Genomic DNA, 17,321 nt, shown 5'->3' with positions numbered 1-17,321 from the left:
GGGGCGCGGACGGAGCCGCCCACCAGGGTCGCGGAGCTTAAGGGTGATTAACCTTAATTTGAGGAATGCCTGATGAAGTTCGGCAACGGGCGGCACCGCGCCGCCCGCTGCCGTTTCCTCTCGTTGGCGCCCCATGAAATCATCGCGCTTGCTCCTCATCAGCGTCGCCGTCGTGACCGGCGCGGGGGCCTACATCGTGATGAGCGGCCGTGAGCCGCCGCCCGCGCCGGCGCCCGCGCCGGTCGCCGCGCCGGCCCCGGCGATCGAGATGGTGGAGGTGCTGGTCGCCGCCGCCGAGCTGCCGATGGGACAATCCCTGAAGGCGCCGGACCTGCGCTGGCAGCCTTGGCCGAAGGCCGCGGCAGGCGACGGCTTCCTCCAGCGCTCCGGCGCGCCGACCGCCCTCGAGGACACGGTAGGATCGATCGTCCGCAGCCCGCTCCTGGCCGGGGAGCCGATCCGGCGCGAGAAGCTGATCAAGGCCAACGGCAGCGGCTTCCTGTCGGCGATCCTGCCGTCCGGGATGCGCGCCGTCGCGATCACGATCGACGCCCGCGGCGCCAACACGGCCGGCGGCTTCATCCTGCCGAACGACCGGGTCGACGTGCTGCGCACCTACCGGGACGAGGATTCGTCCCGCGTCGGCGGCGGCGACGTCCAGGTCTCCGACACCATCCTGACCAACATCCGGGTGCTCGCGGTCGGCCAGACCGTGCAGGAGCGCAACGGCGAGCGGGTGGTCACCGGCGATACCGCGACGCTCGAGCTCACCCCGTCCCAGGCCGAGGCCGTGACCCTGGCCCAGAAGGTCGGCCAGCTCTCCCTCGCCCTGCGCAGCCTCGCCGATGCCGGGCAGACCGCTCAAGCCGTGGTGGAGCCGCAGGGCGAGGGCGGCGTCACGGTCGTGCGCTACGGCGTCGCCAAGCAGATGCCCCGCCGATGAGCGCGCTCCCGTCCCGCCGGTCCCGCGCCACCGATCCCCGACCCGCGAGTCCCCGTTCCATGACGATGTCCGAGATCCTCCGGGCGGCGGCTTCCCGCGCCGCCGCACCCGCGGCTCTCCTGCGCGCCACGCTCGCGGCCGGGTCCCTGGCGATCCTCGCGGCAGGGCCCGCCGCCGCCCAGGGCGCCGCGGGCCATCGCGGCGGCATCGTGCCGGCGCCGGTGGTGGCGGTCGGTCCCAACGAGGCGGACGTGTCGCGCCGCATCGACCTCACCATGGGGCGGTCCCTCGTCGTCGACCTGCCGCGGGACGCCAAGGAGGTGTTCGTCGCCAACCCCAAGGTGGCGAACGCCGTCGTGCGCTCGACCCGCAAGGTGTTCATCATCGGCATCGAGAACGGCGCCACCTCGATCTTCGTGATGGATTCCGAGGGGCGCCAGATCGCGGCCCTCGACGTCACGGTCGGGCGCGACCTCAACGTGCTGCGCCAGACGCTGTCCGGCAGCATCCCGGGCGGGCGCTTCGACGTGCGCCCGGCGGGCGAATCCGTGCTGCTCACCGGCTCGGTCAACTCCGCCGGCGAGGCGCAGCAGGCGATCGACATCGCCAACGCCTTCGTGGGCCTCGGCGGGGCGGGCGGCGCCGCCCGCGGCGCGGTGATCAACAACCTGACGATCCGCGGCAAGGACCAGGTGATGCTGCGCGTCACCGTGGTCGAGGTCTCGCGCCAGGTGCTCAAGCAGTTCGGCATCAACACCGGCGCGAGCTGGAGCGCGCTCAACCCGCTGGGTACGGGCGGCTCGGACTTCTTCAACGAGACGCCGTTCCCGCTCACGGGCCAGACCTTCCCGTCGAACAACCGGATCCAGGCCTCGATCCGGGCCGGCGGCTTCTCGCTCCAGGCGACCCTGCGGGCCTTCGAGCAGGCCGGCGTGTCCCGGGTGCTCGCCGAGCCGACCCTGACGGCGATCTCGGGCGAGGCGGCGAACTTCACCGCCGGCGGCGAGATCCCGGTTCCGACGAGCCAGAGCTGCTCGGCAGTGGTCGGCGTCACCACCGGCCCGACCTCGAACTGCTCCGTCGGCATCGAGTTCAAGCCCTACGGCGTGACGCTGAACTTCACCCCCGTGGTCCAGTCGGAGAACCGCATCTCGATCCGGGTCGCCACCAACGTCACGGAGCTCGATCCCCAGAACGCGATCCTGGTCTCGAACGGCACGGCCAACATCACGGTGCCGGCGCTGACGGTGCGCAAGTCCGAGACCACCATCGAGCTGCCCTCGGGCGGCACGATGATGACCGCCGGCCTGATCCAGCAGCGCAACCGGCAGGCGATCAACGGCCTGCCGGGGCTCCTCAATCTGCCGGTCCTCGGCGCCCTGTTCCGCTCCCGCGACTACCAGCGCCAGGAGACGGAGCTGATGATCATGGTCACGCCCTACATCGCCAAGCCGATGGACCCGGCCCAGGTCAAGAAGCCCGACGACGGCTTCACCGAGGCGACCGACAGCCAGTCGATCCTGCTCGGCCGCTTCAACCGCCTCTACGGCGTGGTCGGCGCCGCCCCCCTCGGCTCCGGCTACCGCGGCCGGGTCGGCTTCATCACCGACTGACGGCAGGGGCGCGCCCGACCTCTCCCGAGATTTACGCCCGAGATCCCGCGATGACCCGCACCCTCCGCCGCACCCTCCTCCGCCTGACGGTGCTCGCCGCCCCGGCCTTCCTCGCCGCCTGCGCCTCCGACCGGACGCTGACCACCGGCTCGACCTACCCGTCGACGATCCCCGAGCGGCACCCGATCGTTCTGTCGGACTCGCCGCGCAACCTCGACGTCTTCATCACCGGGACCGGGCACATCGACCCGCGCCAGGCCGACGACGTCGACGGGTTCCTCACCGAGTACCGCCGTCACGGCCGCGGCGTGCTCGTCCTCGAGGTGCCCCGCGGCTCGCAGGTGCCAGGCGCAGCGGTGGAGCGCACCCTCGAGCGGCTGCGCGCCCGGGCCCTCGCCCGGGGGGTCGGCCCGCGGGAGATCGTGGTCGCGCCCTATCCGGTCGCGAACGTCGCGGTGAGCGCGCCGGTGCGCCTGAGCTTCCAGCGCATGCAGGCCAAGGTCGCGGGCGCCTGCGGGCTCTGGCCCCAGGATCTCGGGGTCACTGATCCGGGCTTCAACGCCCGCAACGAGAGCTATTGGAACTTCGGCTGCGCCACCCAGTCCAACGTGGCGAGCCAGGTCGCCGACCCGGTCGACCTCGTGCGCGGCCGGCAGGAGGGCCGCATCGACACGGTGATCCGGACCCAGGACCTGCTCGACCTGCGCACCGGAAAGGATCCGTCAACCACTTGGAAGCAGGATGGCCGCGCGAGCGTGAAGTCGCAGGTGGCACAGTGATGAGGACGCGCCGGACGAGAATCGCTGCCGCGCCCGCGGCGAGGTCCCCTGGCGCCGCCCGGGCCCGGTCGGGCGCGCGGCCGGCCCGCCCGGACGGGGTGCCATGCCATGTCTGAGGCAGGCGAGACCTCCGGCCGGGTCATCGCCCCGGTCCCGCGCATCACCGTCCAGGCCTTCTGCGAGAGCAGCGACGTCGCCGCGGTGATCGAGGCCGCCGCCGGCGACCGGCGGATGCAGAAGGCGCATACCCGCGTCCAGATGGGCGGGGGCCCCGCGGCGGTCGAGGCCTACCGCAACGCCCCGACCCCGAACGTCATCATGGTCGAGATCGGCGCGGCCAAGGGCAACCCGCTCGCCGCCCTCGACAGCCTGGCGGAGGTCTGCGACGCCGGCACCAAGGTCGTCGTCATCGGCCACGTCAACGACGTGGTGCTCTACCGCGAGTTCATCCGCCGGGGCGTGAGCGAGTACCTGATCGCGCCGGTCGACCCCGTCGCGGTGATCGCGGCGATCTCGGAGCTGTTCAGCGATCCGGCCGCCGAACCGCTCGGCCGCACCGTCGCGGTGGTGGGCGCCAAGGGCGGCGTCGGCGCCTCGACCCTCGCCCACAACATCGCCTGGTCGGTCGCCCGCGACTTCGGCATCGCCACCGTCATCGCCGATCTCGACGTCGCGTTCGGCACCGCCGGCCTGAACTTCAACCAGGATCCGCCGCAGGGGGTGGCCGAGGCGGTCTTCGCGCCCGAGCGGGTCGACGCGAACTTCGTCGACCGCCTGCTGTCGAAGTGCACCGACAACCTGAGCCTGCTCGCCGCCCCCGCCACCCTCGACCGCCCGACCGACTTCGCGGAGGGCGCCTTCGACGGCGTGATCGACGTGCTGCGGGCGAGCGTCCCCTGCATCGTCCTCGACGTGCCGCACGCCTGGCCGGCCTGGTGCCGGCGCATGCTGATCGGGGCCGACGAGATCGTGGTGGTGTCGGCCCCCGACCTCGCCTCCTTGCGCAACGCCCGCAACCTGTTCGAGGTGCTGCGGAGCGCCAGGCCCAACGACCGCATGCCCCGCCTCGTCCTCAACGGGGTCGGGATGGCCAAGCGCCCCGAGATCGCCGTGGCGGATTTCGCCAAGGCCCTCGACGCGCCGGTCGCCGCGGTGGTCCCGTTCGAGCCCGCCCTGTTCGGCACCGCGGCCAATAACGGCCAGATGCTGGCGGAGGTGCAGCCCGGAGCCAAGGCGACCGAGATCCTGAGCGAGCTCGCCGGCACCCTGACGGGCCGCGCCGAGACCCGCCGCGGCCGGAGCAACCTGCTGGAGCCGCTCCTCGCCCGCTTCGCCCGCCGCAAGGCGTCGTGAGCCGGGCGCGTCCCCGGGGGCCGGGCATGCCCGCGGCGGGGCGCCGCGGCGGCCCGTCCGCTCTCCCGACCCGTGCCCCAGACCCTCAGTTTCCCCAGGAAGGCCGCTGATCCCATGTTCGGCAGGAGACCCGGAGCGACGGCACCGAAGGCGCCGGCCGCGCGTCCCGCCGGCTCCGCCCCGGTGCTCCCGGAGGCGGCCGCCGCGCCGGTGTTCCAGGACGGCAAGCGGGCCGAGCCGGCCCCGAGCCCGGTCCGCGAGGCCCCGGCGCCGGCGGAAACCGCCCGCTCGGACGAGTATTACCGCACGAAGAGCATGATCTTCGGCGCGCTGATCGAGGCCATCGACCTCACCCAGCTCGCCCGCCTCGAGCCGGACGCGGCGCGGGAGGAGATCCGCGACATCGTCATCGAGATCATCGGCCTCAAGAACGTGGTGATGTCGATCGCCGAGCAGGAGGAGCTGCTCGACGATATCTGCAACGACGTGCTGGGCTACGGCCCGCTCGAGCCGCTGCTCGCCCGCGACGACATCGCCGACGTGATGGTGAACGGCGCCAACCGGACCTACATCGAGGTCGGCGGCAAGATCCAAGTGACGGGCGTCCGCTTCCGCGACAACCAGCAGCTGATGAACATCTGCCAGCGGATCGTCAGCCAGGTCGGCCGCCGGGTCGACGAGGCCTCGCCGATCTGCGACGCCCGCCTGCCGGACGGCTCGCGCGTCAACGTGATCGCGCCGCCGCTGGCCATCGACGGGCCGGCGCTGACCATCCGCAAGTTCAAGAAGGACAAGCTCACCCTCGACCAGCTCGTGCGCTTCGGCTCGATCTCGCCGGAGGGCGCCAGGATCCTGCAGATCATCGGGCGGGTGCGCTGCAACGTGGTGGTCTCGGGCGGCACGGGCTCGGGCAAGACGACGCTGCTGAACTGCCTCACCCGCTACATCGACGACGACGAGCGCATCATCACCTGCGAGGACGCGGCCGAGCTGCAGCTGCAGCAGCCCCACGTGGTGCGCCTCGAGACCCGGCCCCCGAACCTCGAGGGCCAGGGCCAGATCACGATGCGCGACCTGATCAAGAACTGCCTGCGCATGCGGCCCGAGCGCATCATCGTCGGCGAGGTGCGCGGCCCGGAGGCCTTCGACCTCCTCCAGGCGATGAATACCGGCCACGACGGCTCGATGGGGACGCTGCACGCCAACTCGCCGCGCGAGTGCCTGTCGCGCATCGAGTCGATGATCTCGATGGGCGGCTACAACCTGCCCTCCAAGACCCTGCGGGAGATGATCGCCGGCTCGATCGACGTCGTCGTCCAGGCCGCCCGCCTGCGCGACGGCTCCCGGCGCATCACCCACATCACCGAGGTGATGGGGATGGAGGGCGACGTGATCATCACGCAGGACCTGTTCGTCTACGACATCGTCGGCGAGGATCCGAACGGCAAGCTCATCGGCCGCCACCGCTCCACCGGCATCGGCCGGCCGCGGTTCTGGGAGCGGGCCCGGTACTACGGCGAGGACCGGGCGCTCGCCGCCGCCCTCGACGCCGCCGAGGTCCGCACGGAGGAGAAGGCGTGAGGCCGGCCGCGACCGCCGGGGCGGAGGGCGCCCGTGATTGACCTCGAGCTCCTGATCGGGGCGGGCCTCCTGGCGATCAGCGCCGTGTCGTTCGCCTCCGCGGTCGTGGTGCCGCTGCTGCCGAGCGAGGCGCGGGCGGCCAAGCGCCACCAGGCCCTGGTCGGCCAGCACCAGGCCGCCGAGCGCGTGCAGACCGTCAGCCGCCGCGAGCAGGTGGCCAAGAGCCTCAAGGAGATCGAGGACAAGGAGACGAAGGCCCGCGCCAGCCTGGAGCTGCGCCTGACCCAGGCCGGCCTGAGCGTGAGCAAGGGCCAGTTCTACGCCTTCAGCGCGATCGCCGGCGCCCTCGCCGGCCTGTTCGGCTTCCTGGCGAGCGGCAGCGGGCTCATCGCCTGCGGCCTCGCCTTCGCGGCCGGCCTCGGCCTGCCGCGGTGGCTGGTCGCCTACCTGCGCAAGCGCCGGATGGCCCGCTTCATCATCGAGCTGCCGAACGCCCTGGACGTGATCGTGCGCGGCATCCGCTCGGGCCTGCCGGTCGGCGACTGCATGCGCGTCATCGCCCGCGAGGCCCAGGAGCCGGTGAAGGGCGAGTTCCGGGCCCTCGTCGAGGCGCAGGCCCTCGGCATCTCCCTCGGGGACGCGGTGGCGCGGCTCTACGAGCGGATGCCGGTGCCGGAGGCGAACTTCTTCGCCATCGTGGTCGGCATCCAGCAGAAATCCGGCGGCAACCTGTCGGAGGCCCTCGGCAACCTGTCGCGGGTGCTGCGCGACCGGCGCAAGATGGCCGACAAGGTGCAGGCGATGAGCATGGAGGCGAAGGCCTCGGCCGCGATCATCGCCTCCCTGCCGTTCATCGTGGCCTTCCTCGCCTACCTCACCAGCCCCGACTACATCTCGCTGCTCTGGACCTCGCAGATCGGTCAGCTCGCCCTCGCCGGCTCCGCCCTGTGGATGATCATCGGCGTCGTCGTGATGAGCCGGATGATCCGCTTCGACATCTGAGCCGGAGGCGGCGCGTGCAGTTCCTGTCCCAGCTGATCGACCCGTACGTCATCGGTGCGCTGCTCGCCGCGGTGGCCGCGGCGGCCACGGTCTACACCCTCGCCCAGCCCTTCCTCGAGCCCGACCGGCTCGCCGGCCGCATGCGGAGCGTGGGCAAGGAGCGCGACCGCATCCGCCTGCGCGAGCGCGACCGCCTGAACCAGAAGGCGACCCTGCGCCAGGAGCCCAAGGCCTACATGAAGCGCGTGGTCGAGCGCCTGCGCCTCGACGACTGGCTCGGCGCCGAGAACGCCAAGAACAGCCTGCTGAAGGCCGGCTACCGCGGCCCGCAGGCCGAGGTGGCGTTCCTGTTCTTCCGCCTGGTGACGCCGCTCGCCTTCTTCGTCCTGGCGGTGTTCTACCTGTTCGTGCTGCGGGTGCTGGACCAGCCGCTGCTGGTGCGGCTCGGCATCGCGGTCGTCGCGCTCTACCTCGGCATCAAGGCGCCGGAGGTGTTCCTGCGCAACAAGATCTCCAAGCGCCAGGCGACGATCCAGCGCAACTGGCCCGACGCCCTCGACCTGCTGCTGATCTGCGTCGAGTCCGGCATGGCGATCGAGGCGGCGTTCCGGCGCGTCGGCGTCGAGCTCGCCAACCAGTGCATGACCCTGGCCGAGGAGATGGCGCTCACCACGGCCGAGCTGTCCTACCTCACCGACCGGCGCATCGCCTACGAGAACCTCGCCAACCGCACCGGCCTCGAATCGGTGAAGAACATCACCACGGCGCTGATCCAGGCCGAGCGCTACGGCACCCCGGTCGGCCAGGCCCTGCGGGTGCTGGCCCAGGAGAGCCGCGACCAGCGCATGAACGCGGCCGAGAAGAAGGCGGCCGCGCTGCCGCCGAAGCTCACCGTGCCGATGATCCTGTTCTTCCTTCCGGTGCTGTTCGTGGTGATCCTCACCCCCGCGATGGTGCAGATGTTCAGCATCAAGTAGGGGCAGGGCCCTCCGGTCAGCCCCGCGGCGGATCGCCGGCCTCGCGCCCTCCGGCGAAGAACCGGTTCTCCGGCCGGGGCAGGCCGAGATGCTCGCGCAGGGTCGTGCCCTCGTACTCCGTGCGGAAGAGGCCGCGGCGCTGCAGCTCCGGCACCACCTTGGCCGTGAAGTCCTCGAGCCCCTGCGGCACGTCCGAGACCATGACGTTGAAGCCGTCGCTCGCGCCGGCCTCGAGCCAGGCCTGCATCTCGTCGGCGATAGCGGCGGGCGTGCCGACCATGGCGAGGCCGGCATAGCCGCCGAGGCGCTGGGCGAGCTGGCGCACGGTGAGCCCTTCGCGGCGCGCGAGCGCGATCGCCCGCTCCCGCCCGGTCTTCGACTGGTTGGTCTCCGGTATCTCCGGCAGCGGCCCGTCGAGGTCGAAGGCGGCGGCGTCGACGCCGAGCGCGATCGAGAGGGCCGCGATGGCGCTCGCCTCGTGCACCAGGCCGTCGAGGCGGGCGCGCTTGGCCCGCGCCTCCTCCACCGTGTCGCCCACCACCACGAAGCAGGCCGGCAGGATCTTGAGGTGGTTGGGGTCGCGCCCGACCTGCACCATGCGGCCGCGCACGTCCTCGGCGAAGCGGCGCCCGTCCTCGATGCTTCCCGCCGCGCCGAAGATCACCTCGGCGGTCTCGGCGGCGAGCTGGCGCCCCGCCTCGGAGGCGCCGGCCTGCACGATCACCGGCCAGCCCTGGACCGGCCGGGCGACGTTGAGGGGTCCGCGCACCGAGAGGTGGGGCCCGCGATGGTCGAGCACGTGCATCCGGTCGGGGTCGAAGAAGATCCCGCTCTCGACGTCGCGCAGGAAGGCATCGTCGGCGAACGAGTCCCACAGGCCCTTCACCACCGAGACGAATTCGTGCGCCCGGTCGTAGCGGTCGGCGTGCTCGGGATGGTGCGGGAGCCCGAAGTTCCGCGCCGCGTCGGGGTTCGAGGTCGTCACCACGTTCCAGCCCGCCCGGCCGCCGCTGAGGTGGTCGAGGGAGGCGAAGCGCCGGGCGACGTGGTACGGCTGGTCGTAGGTGGTGGACGCCGTGGCGATGAGCCCGATGCGCTGCGTCACCACCGCGAGCGCGGGCAGCAGCGTCGCGGGGTCGAACGAGGTCACGGTGGCCGAGCGCTTGAGCGCCTCGACCGGCATGTTCAGCACCGCGAGGTGGTCGGCCATGAAGAAGGCGTCGAACTTCGCCGCCTCGAGGGTCTGGGCGAAGCGCGCGAGATGGGCGAAGTTGAAGTTGGCGTCCGGGTAGCCGCCCGGGTAGCGCCACCAGGCGGTGTGGATGCCGACCGGGCGCATGAAGGCGCCGAGGTGAAGCCTGCGGTGTCGCACGATGACGGCCTCCTGTGACGGCTGTCCGAGCCGATCGCGCCGCCCTGTCGGGGCGACGCAGGCCCGATCTGGCCACGCCGCCCGGTTTAGTCAACGAGATCCCTGTACTACTCTGCCGCCGCGGGCGGCGCGGCAGCGCCCGCAACGGGGCGTCGGCGACCTGTCGAGGTCGCGACAGCATGGGACACGAGGAGCGGATGAGCGAGACCGAAGAACGGACCGGGGCCCTGCGGGCCCGCTACGGCGCGGGCGACGCCGCCGCCCTGGACATCGCCTGGAACGGCGTCGTCGCGGGCCTCCTCGCCCACCGCACGGTGCGGGCGTTCCGGCCCGATCCCCTGCCCGCCGGGACAATCGAGACCCTGGTCGCCGCGGCGCAATCGGCCCCGAGCTCGTCCAACCTCCAGACCTGGAGCGTCGTCGCGGTCGAGGATCCCGCCGCGAAGCGGCGCCTGTCCGAGGTGGCGCGGGGCCAGCGGCACGTCGTCGAGGCGCCCGTGGTGCTGGTCTGGCTCGCCGACCTCGCGCGCCTCGAGACCCTGGGCCGCGACCGCGGACGGCCGACCGCGGGTCTCGACTACCTCGAGACCCTCATCGTCGGCGTGGTGGACGCCGCGCTCGCCGCCCAGAACGCCACCGTGGCCCTCGAGTCGCTGGGGCTGGGCTCGGTCTATATCGGGGCGCTGCGCAACGATCCGGAGGCGGTGGCCGAGCTCCTCGGCCTGCCGCCGAACGTGCTGGCGGTGTTCGGCCACTGCATCGGCTATCCCGACCCGGAGCGGCCCGCCGCCGTGAAGCCGCGGCTCGGCCAGGGCGTGGTGCTGCACCGCGGGCGCTACGACCCCACCCTCGCGACGGCGGCGATCGCCGCCTACGACGCGGCCATGACCGAGTTCCAGGCCGGCCAGCGGATGCCGGAGGTCGGCTGGACGCAGGCCGCCCTGGAGCGGGTGCGCGGTCCCGAATCCCTGAGCGGGCGCGACCGGCTGCGCGCCATCCTGGAGCGCCGCGGCTTCGGGCTGAAATAGGCGGTGCGTACGATAGGCCGAACGATTTCCTGTTGATCGCCCGTCTCGTTCTTCATAAAGAACACACCGGGCGCGGGCGATCCCGTGCCGCAGGGCAATCGTGACGGGAGAGAGCCGGTGGCGGACGAGCACAGGCGGGCGGAGACGATCGCCGCGGCGAACGGGATCGGGACGGACACGGCCTTCGGCGCCGTGACGCCGCCCCTCTACCTGTCGACGACCTACACCTTCGCCGAGTTCGAGAAGGCGCGGGCCTACGATTACGCCCGCCTCGGCAACCCGACCCGCGACCAGCTCGCCGACACCCTGGCGAAGCTCGAGGGCGGGGCCCGGGCGGTCGTGGTGGCGAGCGGCATGGCGGCCCTCGACCTCGCCCTGTCGTCCTTGCGGCCCGGCGACCTCCTGGTGGCGCCGCACGACTGCTACGGCGGCACCCACCGGCTGCTCTCGATGCGCGCCGAGCGGGGGCATTACCGCGTCGCCTTCGTCGACCAGACCGACGAGACCGCCCTCAGGGCCGCCCTGGCGGAGGGCCCGCGGATCGTGCTGACCGAGACGCCCAGCAACCCGCTGATGCGCATCGTCGACATCCGCCGCACGACCGCGCTCGCCAAGGCGGCCGGCGCCCTCTCCGTCGTCGACAACACCTTCCTGTCCCCGGCCCTGCAGCAGCCGATCGCGCTCGGCGCCGACCTCGTCGTCCACTCGACCACGAAGTTCCTCAACGGGCACTCGGACGTGATCGGCGGCGCGGTCGTCGCCGCCGAGGCGACGCTCGGCGACGAGCTCGCCGCCTGGGCCAACACCATCGGCGTCACCGGCTCGCCCTTCGACGCCTACCTGACCCTGCGCGGCGTCCGCACGCTGTTTCCCCGCGTCGAGCGCCAGCAGCGCAATGCCGGTGCGGTCGCCGCGTTCCTGGCGGCGCACCCGGCGGTGGCCCGAGTCTACTATCCGGGCCTGCCCGATCATCCGGGCCACGCGATCGCGAAGGCGCAGCAGCGCGGCTTCGGCGCGATGCTGAGCGCCGAGATCGCCGGCGGGCGCGAGGCGGTGCGCCGGCTCGTCGGGGCGCTCCGGGTCTTCACCCTGGCGGAATCCCTCGGCGGGATCGAGAGCCTGATCGCGCATCCGGTGACCATGACGCACGCCGCCATGGATCCGCAGGCGCGGGAGCGGGCCGGGCTCGGCGACGGCCTGGTGCGGCTCTCGGTCGGCCTCGAGGCGGAGGACGACCTCCTGGCCGACCTGGGCCGGGCCCTCGACGCCGTGGCCCGCGGCTGAGGCAAGGACCGCTTTAGGGCCCGTGGAGGCACCACAGGGAAGAACGAGCGTCTGACGGAGCCCCGTGTTCGCGGCCGTCCTCGGGCCTCGGACGCGGCCCGGCCCCATCGCGGCGGCACGGGACCTTCGCCAGAGGCCGGCGCGTTCTCCCGTCCGGATAGTCGTCCGGACGGAGACCTTTGCAATGACGAGACTGACTGCCGCCCGCCTCGGTCTGGCACTCTCCCTGTTGTCCGGCGTCGCGGCGCCGGCCCTGGCCCAGGAGGCGGCCGCCGACCCCGCCGGGCTCACCAAGGTCGCGGACTTCGCGCATCAGGTCACCGGCGTCACCGTGGCGCGCGACGGGCGGATCTTCGTCAACTTCCCGCGCTGGAGCGAGGACGCTCCGGTCTCGGTGGCCGAGCTGAAGGACGGCAAGCCGGTGCCCTATCCGGATGCCGAGTGGAATTCCTGGCGCAACGCCCGCGCCGACGAGGTCGACCCGAAGACTCACTTCGTCTGCGTGCAGAGCGTGGTCGCCGACGCCCAGGACCGGCTGTGGGTGGTGGACGCCGCCGCGCCCGCGATGGCCCACGTGGTCAAGGACGGGCCGAAGCTCGTGGCGATCGACCTCAAGACCAACCAGGTGGTCAAGACGATCCCGTTCGACACCGACACCGTGCTGCAAGCCTCCTACATCAACGACGTGCGGATCTCGCCCGACGGGAAGACGGCCTACCTGACCGATTCCGGCGCCGAGGGCGCCCTGATCGTCGTCGACATCGACAGCGGCGCGGCGAAGCGCGTGCTCTCCGGCCACCCCTCGACCATGCCGGACAGAACCGTGACGGTGACCTATGACGGCCAGCCGCTGCGCCGCCCGGACGGGCGCGGCGTCACCTTCTCGGCCGACGGCATCGCGCTCTCGCCGGACGGGAAGACGCTGTACTGGCAGGCGATCAAAGGCAAGACGCTCTACAGCCTGCCGACCGACGCGCTCACCGGCTGGGCCACCGCCGCGGTGGTGCCGGAGATGCTCACGAACCGGACGCTGGGGTCCAAGGTCGTCGCGGTCGGCGAGAACGGGCCGGCGGACGGCCTGCTGATCGCCCGCAAGGACGGCCGGATGTACGTGACCTCGCCCCAGGACGACGCGGTCAAGGTGCGCGACCTCGCCCAGGGCGGGGCGGGCCTGACCACCCTGATCCGGGATCCGCGGCTGCGCTGGCCCGACACCTTCAGCGAGGGGCCGGACGGCACGATCTACGTCACCACCTCGCACATCCAGGACTCGGCCGACTACAAGCCCGGCGCTCCGATCAGCCTGCCGACGGAGCTCTGGGCAATCCGGGCGAACCCGGGCGAGGCGACCGGGTCCGCTCCCCGGCGCTGACCCTGCGCCGACCAGGGATCCCGGACCGGGGCTGGCGGGGACGCGACACCGATCATCCCGACCGGGCCCGGCAGAACGGGAGTCCCCCGCGGTCCGGTTGCACAACCCGCTAGCCAGACGCGGCAACCTGTGCTGGATATCTCCGGATAACAGCCGGGGCGGATCGACGTCGCCGGCCCGTGCGGGGGGCACGGTCTCGTCTTGCCGACACTCGGGGAGCCTTCCGCGGCGCAGCCGCGCATGACGCCGGCGGATTTCGCGGCGCGCGTCGCCGGCCTCCGGGCCGGCGAGCGGGTCGCCGTCATCGGCCTCGGGCGCGACGGCGTCGGCGAGATCCTGGCGGCGGGGGACGTCTCCCGCGGCGCGCTCCTGGTCGCCACCGAGGAGATGCGCGGGGCCGCCGCGGTGATCGACCGCCTCCTCGACGACCTCGCCGACCTGGCCCTCGCCCGCTGGCCGGACTGGCCAGGACTGGACGGACCGGTGCCCGGCATCTCCGCCCCCTGGCTCAAGGCGGCGGCGAAGTGCGCGGCGGCCGGGCGGCCACCCCGGTTCCGGCGCTCGGCGCGGGCGCTCGAGTTCGGCCAGCTGCTGCGGGCGGTCGATCCGGGCAGCGTGATCCTGGTCGCGGAGGTCGACCCGGCCTCGCCGCCGCGGGCGGCGCCGGTGATCGAGGCGCTGGAATGGTGCGCCGGGCACGGCGCCGCCTGCGTCGCCGCCCTCCCGGTGGCGCCGCCCGTCACCCCGCCCTACGACCGCATCCTCTACGGCGCCTGCACGATCGGCCGCGCCCCGAGGCCGGCCGCTGAGCGCTTCATCCCCGCGCGCCCCGGCCCGTCCTCGCGGGCGCACCACGCCAGCGCGATCGAGCGGCGGGTCGAGGCGGCGCTGGCGCGCGACCCCGAGTTCGCGGGCCTGTTCTCCTTCAACGAGACGGTGCAGGTGAAGGGCTGGGGCCAGCAGCCCCGGGTCGACCTCCTCTGCCGCGCCCACCGCGTTATCGTCGAGCTCGACGGCCCGGAGCACCAGGCCAGCCCCAAATTCGCCCACGACCGCCACCGCGACTACGAGCTCCTGGTCGCCGGCTACCTCGTGCTGCGCCTCACCAACGATCAGGTCGAGGCCGACCTGCAGCGCGCGATCGAGAAGATCCGCGACGTCGTCCGGCTCCGGCGCCCGCCCGCATGACGCCCTTCCTTCGAGAGAGATGATCCGATGAGCGAGACGCCGACGCCGCAGCAGGCCCTGGTCCTCTGGCGCCTGCTCGGCCGGCAGGGCACCGCCCTGAACAGCGAGATCGCGCCGAAGAAGGCCGAGCGCGACGCGCTGCAGAAAGCCGGGCTGCTGGCTGTGGAGAAGGAAGGCCGGTCCTCGCGGCTCACCGTGACCGACAAGGGCTGGAACTGGGCCGGCGGGCACCTGCGCGATCCGCTTCCGCCGAACGTCCGGGTGCTGGAGGACTGGCTGACGCGCCTCCACCACCACCTGGAGGCGACGGGGGCGACGCTCGCCGACTTCGTCGGCCCGGCTCCCGAACGGCCGCCGCCGGAGCCGAAGGGGCGGGCGTCCCGCACCAAGCGCCCGGCCACCAAGGCACCCCGCACGCTCTCGGGGGGCCAGCTCCGCACCCGGATCGAGCAGGCCTACCTCGCCTGCACCGACGGCCGGCGGGCGAGGGCCGTGCGCCTCAGCGCCCTGCGGGCGCAGCTCGCCGACCTCGACCGCGCCACCGTCGATGCCGGGCTCGCCGCGATCCTCAGCGGCGACAAGAGCATCCGGCTCACCCGGATCAGCGACCCGAAGGCCCTCGACGCCGCCGAGCGCGAGGCCGCCTACAACCCGGCCGGCGAGCCGTTTCACGAGATCTGGATCCAGGCATGAGCGACGCCCTCGACGCCCTGCGCCGCGTCAACTTCGACTGGGTGCGCACCCTGGACAGCGTCTGGCTCGACGCCGAGCCGACCGGCGCGCCGAACGAGGCGCTCATCCCCGGGATCGTCGCCGCGCTGCACGCGCCGGCCGCGGGCACCCGCCCGCGGGGCCGGGTGCTCGTCGGCGAGCCGGGCATCGGCAAGACCCATCTCGTCGGCCAGATCCGGCGCGAGGTCTGGGCCTCCGGCGGCTGGTTCGTGCTCCTCGACGTGCTCGGGCTCACCGATTTCTGGCGCAGCGCGGCGCTCAGCTACCTCACCGCCCTGCTACAGACGATGCCGAACGGGCGGCGCCAGTCCGATGCCGTGCTGGCGGGGGTCGCGCGCCGCTTCAAGGTCGAGGCGCAGGTCGAGCAGGCGTTCAACACGCCCAACATCGACACGCGCAAGGTCGTCGACCTCCTCGTCCGGGCGCTGATGCACGTCGACACGGTGCGGGCGCTCAAGCACCAGGACGTCTTCCGCGCCCTCTGCCTGCTGCGCTCGCAGGATCTCGCCGCCGTTGGCCTCGCCCATGCCTGGCTGCAGGGCTACGACGCCGACCCGGCCGCCCGCGCCACTCTCGGATTCACGACCCCGCCGCCGCCGCCCATCGAGCTGGTTCGGGGCATGGCCTGGATCATGGGGCTCAGCGGCCCCACCCTCGTCGCCCTCGACCAGATCGACGGTGTGGTCGATGCGAGCCGCCTGACCGTCGACGACGATTTCGATGCCGGCCCGGGCCTCGCCGAGATGCTGGCGGCGGGCCTGATGGAACTGCACGATGGCGGCGGCCGCGGGATGACGCTGATCACCTGCCTGACGGATTCGTGGCGGCGGCTGGAGGAACGCGGGCTGAAATCCGCCTTCGACCGGTTCGAGCCGCCGGTGGTGTTGGAGGGTATGAACAAGACGGCCGCTGGGGCCGCTCTCATCCGCAGCCGACTAAGTCCGGCCTATGCGGAAGCTGGCTTCACGCCGCCCTTCCCGACCTGGCCGTTCAGCGAGAAAGCGATAGCGGCAGCGGCCCGCGTTGCGATGCGACCTCGCACGCTGCTGATAAACTGCGACACCTTCCGACGCGCCTGCCTGGCGAACGAGGCAGTGGCTGTCTGCGACGATCTCTCCGGGAAGCCTCATCCTCCGACGGTCGTCGTCGACAAACCGCCCTTCGACCTCGACGCTGCCCGTCGGGCAGCTGACCTCTCCGGCATCCTCGACGACGAGGATGCCGGGCTCGGCGAGTTGCTGCGCGCCGCCTTCGATCTCTACGCCCTGGAGGACGACCCGCACGACGCCATTGACGTGGTGAGCAAGGGCGAGCCGGAGCAGAAGCTGCCGCCGCTTCACGGGAGGCTCACCTTCCTCCACCGCGACGAGAACGACCGCGAGCGCCACGTCTGCTACCGCGCCCTGCTGCAGCCGCACCCGATCGCCTTCCAGGCGCGGCTCCGGGCCGCGCTCACCGCCTCGGGCATCTCGTCGAAGATCCCGGGCCGCGAATTGCTGCTGGTGCGCCGCGGCCCGGTGCCGGCGGGCGCCAAGACCAGCACCCTGGTCGACCGGTTCATGGCCGCGGGCGGCAAGCTGATCGACCCCTCCGACGACGACCTGCGCACCTTCGTGGCCCTGCGCACCCTGCGCGACGAAGCGCTGCGGAACGGGCAGTTCGACAAGTTCGAGCACTGGATGCGCAAGACGCTGCCGGTGCGCGGGACGGAGTTCTTCCGCAAGGCCGGCCTGCCGGGGTACGGCACGGCGGCGCAGCCGGTGCAGGGACGGCGCCCTCCGGCCGAGATCCAAACCCGGCCGGCGCGCAAGACGGTGCAACTGCCGCTTCCGCTCCCGACGTCCGATCTGGCCTCGCCCTCCGCGCCGCCCGCGGGGCGATCGGAATTCGGCGCCGCGCGCCGCGCGAGACCGGCCCGCGAACCTGACGCGACGACCCGCGCCGGGAGCGAGACTGTCGCGGCCGAGCCGACCTTCCCCGCGGCCGAGCCGGAGGCGAAGCCTGCCCAGCCGACCGCAGCGCTCACGGGGAACGCGCCGCCTCGCGCTGCTCCGCCCCCGGCCGCGAGCCTGGACGCCCGAGAGCCCACCCCCGACG

At 72.6% G+C, this 17,321-nt stretch carries 13 protein-coding genes and 1 pseudogene; 13 read left to right on the top strand and 1 reads right to left on the bottom strand.

What is annotated here, in order from left to right; translation table 11 throughout:
• Positions 1-133: 133 nt before the first annotated feature.
• From cpaB to VQ02_RS24315, 7 genes are all read left to right on the top strand, one after another.
• Positions 134-943, top strand: coding sequence for a Flp pilus assembly protein CpaB (cpaB, locus tag VQ02_RS24345; RefSeq protein ID WP_048446817.1), 810 nt, complete (start codon positions 134-136; stop codon positions 941-943).
• Between the two features lie 65 nt (positions 944-1,008).
• The gene (locus VQ02_RS24340) at positions 1,009-2,556 is read left to right on the top strand and encodes a type II and III secretion system protein family protein (protein WP_048446835.1); all 1,548 of its coding nucleotides are present in this window, start codon (positions 1,009-1,011) and stop codon (positions 2,554-2,556) included.
• A 50-nt stretch (positions 2,557-2,606) separates the two neighbouring features.
• Positions 2,607-3,335: a CpaD family pilus assembly protein gene (locus tag VQ02_RS24335; RefSeq protein WP_048446816.1), complete on the top strand. Its 729-nt coding sequence runs from the start codon at positions 2,607-2,609 to the stop codon at positions 3,333-3,335.
• A gap of 108 nt (positions 3,336-3,443) precedes the next feature.
• Positions 3,444-4,688, top strand: a complete 1,245-nt coding sequence (locus VQ02_RS24330) for a CpaE/TadZ family protein (protein WP_048446815.1) — start codon at positions 3,444-3,446, stop codon at positions 4,686-4,688.
• A gap of 114 nt (positions 4,689-4,802) precedes the next feature.
• A complete protein-coding gene (locus VQ02_RS24325) occupies positions 4,803-6,269 on the top strand; it encodes a TadA family conjugal transfer-associated ATPase (RefSeq protein ID WP_048446814.1) in 1,467 nt (488 codons plus the stop codon).
• 33 nt (positions 6,270-6,302) lie between these two features.
• Positions 6,303-7,271, top strand: coding sequence for a type II secretion system F family protein (locus tag VQ02_RS24320; RefSeq protein ID WP_157080790.1), 969 nt, complete (start codon positions 6,303-6,305; stop codon positions 7,269-7,271).
• Between the two features lie 14 nt (positions 7,272-7,285).
• Entirely contained in the window at positions 7,286-8,248 is a 963-nt protein-coding gene (locus VQ02_RS24315) for a type II secretion system F family protein (RefSeq protein ID WP_048446813.1), read from the top strand.
• Positions 8,249-8,264: 16 nt separating this feature from the next.
• Here the strand turns inward: VQ02_RS24315 and VQ02_RS24310 are convergent, their stop codons facing one another.
• Entirely contained in the window at positions 8,265-9,587 is a 1,323-nt protein-coding gene (locus tag VQ02_RS24310) for an LLM class flavin-dependent oxidoreductase (protein ID WP_083469415.1), read from the bottom strand.
• A gap of 230 nt (positions 9,588-9,817) precedes the next feature.
• Between VQ02_RS24310 and VQ02_RS24305 the strand changes: the two genes are divergently transcribed.
• The 6 genes and pseudogenes from VQ02_RS24305 to VQ02_RS24280 form a co-directional block, all read left to right on the top strand.
• Positions 9,818-10,648: an NADPH-dependent oxidoreductase gene (locus VQ02_RS24305; RefSeq protein ID WP_048446811.1), complete on the top strand. Its 831-nt coding sequence runs from the start codon at positions 9,818-9,820 to the stop codon at positions 10,646-10,648.
• 117 nt (positions 10,649-10,765) lie between these two features.
• Positions 10,766-11,932: a cystathionine gamma-synthase gene (gene metB, locus VQ02_RS24300; RefSeq protein WP_048446810.1), complete on the top strand. Its 1,167-nt coding sequence runs from the start codon at positions 10,766-10,768 to the stop codon at positions 11,930-11,932.
• Positions 11,933-12,116: 184 nt separating this feature from the next.
• A complete protein-coding gene (locus VQ02_RS24295; protein WP_157080789.1) occupies positions 12,117-13,304 on the top strand; it encodes an L-dopachrome tautomerase-related protein in 1,188 nt (395 codons plus the stop codon).
• Positions 13,305-13,544: 240 nt separating this feature from the next.
• Positions 13,545-14,492 (top strand): endonuclease domain-containing protein, encoded by a 948-nt coding sequence (locus tag VQ02_RS24290; RefSeq protein WP_048446809.1) that lies wholly within the window; start codon positions 13,545-13,547, stop codon positions 14,490-14,492.
• A gap of 27 nt (positions 14,493-14,519) precedes the next feature.
• Positions 14,520-15,185 carry a hypothetical protein gene (locus VQ02_RS24285; protein ID WP_048446808.1) on the top strand — a complete coding sequence of 222 codons (666 nt, stop codon included), beginning with the start codon at positions 14,520-14,522 and terminating at the stop codon, positions 15,183-15,185.
• A pseudogene (locus tag VQ02_RS24280) lies at positions 15,182-17,321 on the top strand (ATP-binding protein); the annotation flags it as partial. The gene VQ02_RS24285 and the pseudogene VQ02_RS24280, both read left to right, overlap by 4 nt.

Origin of the sequence: Methylobacterium variabile, assembly GCF_001043975.1 — a bacterium.
GTDB lineage: Bacteria > Pseudomonadota > Alphaproteobacteria > Rhizobiales > Beijerinckiaceae > Methylobacterium > Methylobacterium variabile.
This window is presented reverse-complemented; position numbering and strand designations above follow the sequence as displayed.

Excerpts from the sequence above, each read along its gene's own strand:
- cpaB (WP_048446817.1), top strand. The coding sequence starts at position 134 with ATGAAATCATCGCGCTTGCTCCTCATCAGCGTCGCCGTCGTGACCGGC.
- VQ02_RS24340 (WP_048446835.1), top strand. The coding sequence starts at position 1,009 with ATGTCCGAGATCCTCCGGGCGGCGGCTTCCCGCGCCGCCGCACCCGCG.
- VQ02_RS24335 (WP_048446816.1), top strand. The coding sequence starts at position 2,607 with ATGACCCGCACCCTCCGCCGCACCCTCCTCCGCCTGACGGTGCTCGCC.
- VQ02_RS24330 (WP_048446815.1), top strand. The coding sequence starts at position 3,444 with ATGTCTGAGGCAGGCGAGACCTCCGGCCGGGTCATCGCCCCGGTCCCG.
- VQ02_RS24325 (WP_048446814.1), top strand. The coding sequence starts at position 4,803 with ATGTTCGGCAGGAGACCCGGAGCGACGGCACCGAAGGCGCCGGCCGCG.
- VQ02_RS24310 (WP_083469415.1), bottom strand. The coding sequence starts at position 9,587 with ATGCGCCCGGTCGGCATCCACACCGCCTGGTGGCGCTACCCGGGCGGC.
- VQ02_RS24305 (WP_048446811.1), top strand. The coding sequence starts at position 9,818 with ATGAGCGAGACCGAAGAACGGACCGGGGCCCTGCGGGCCCGCTACGGC.
- VQ02_RS24295 (WP_157080789.1), top strand. The coding sequence starts at position 12,117 with ATGACGAGACTGACTGCCGCCCGCCTCGGTCTGGCACTCTCCCTGTTG.
- VQ02_RS24290 (WP_048446809.1), top strand. The coding sequence starts at position 13,545 with ATGACGCCGGCGGATTTCGCGGCGCGCGTCGCCGGCCTCCGGGCCGGC.
- VQ02_RS24285 (WP_048446808.1), top strand. The coding sequence starts at position 14,520 with ATGAGCGAGACGCCGACGCCGCAGCAGGCCCTGGTCCTCTGGCGCCTG.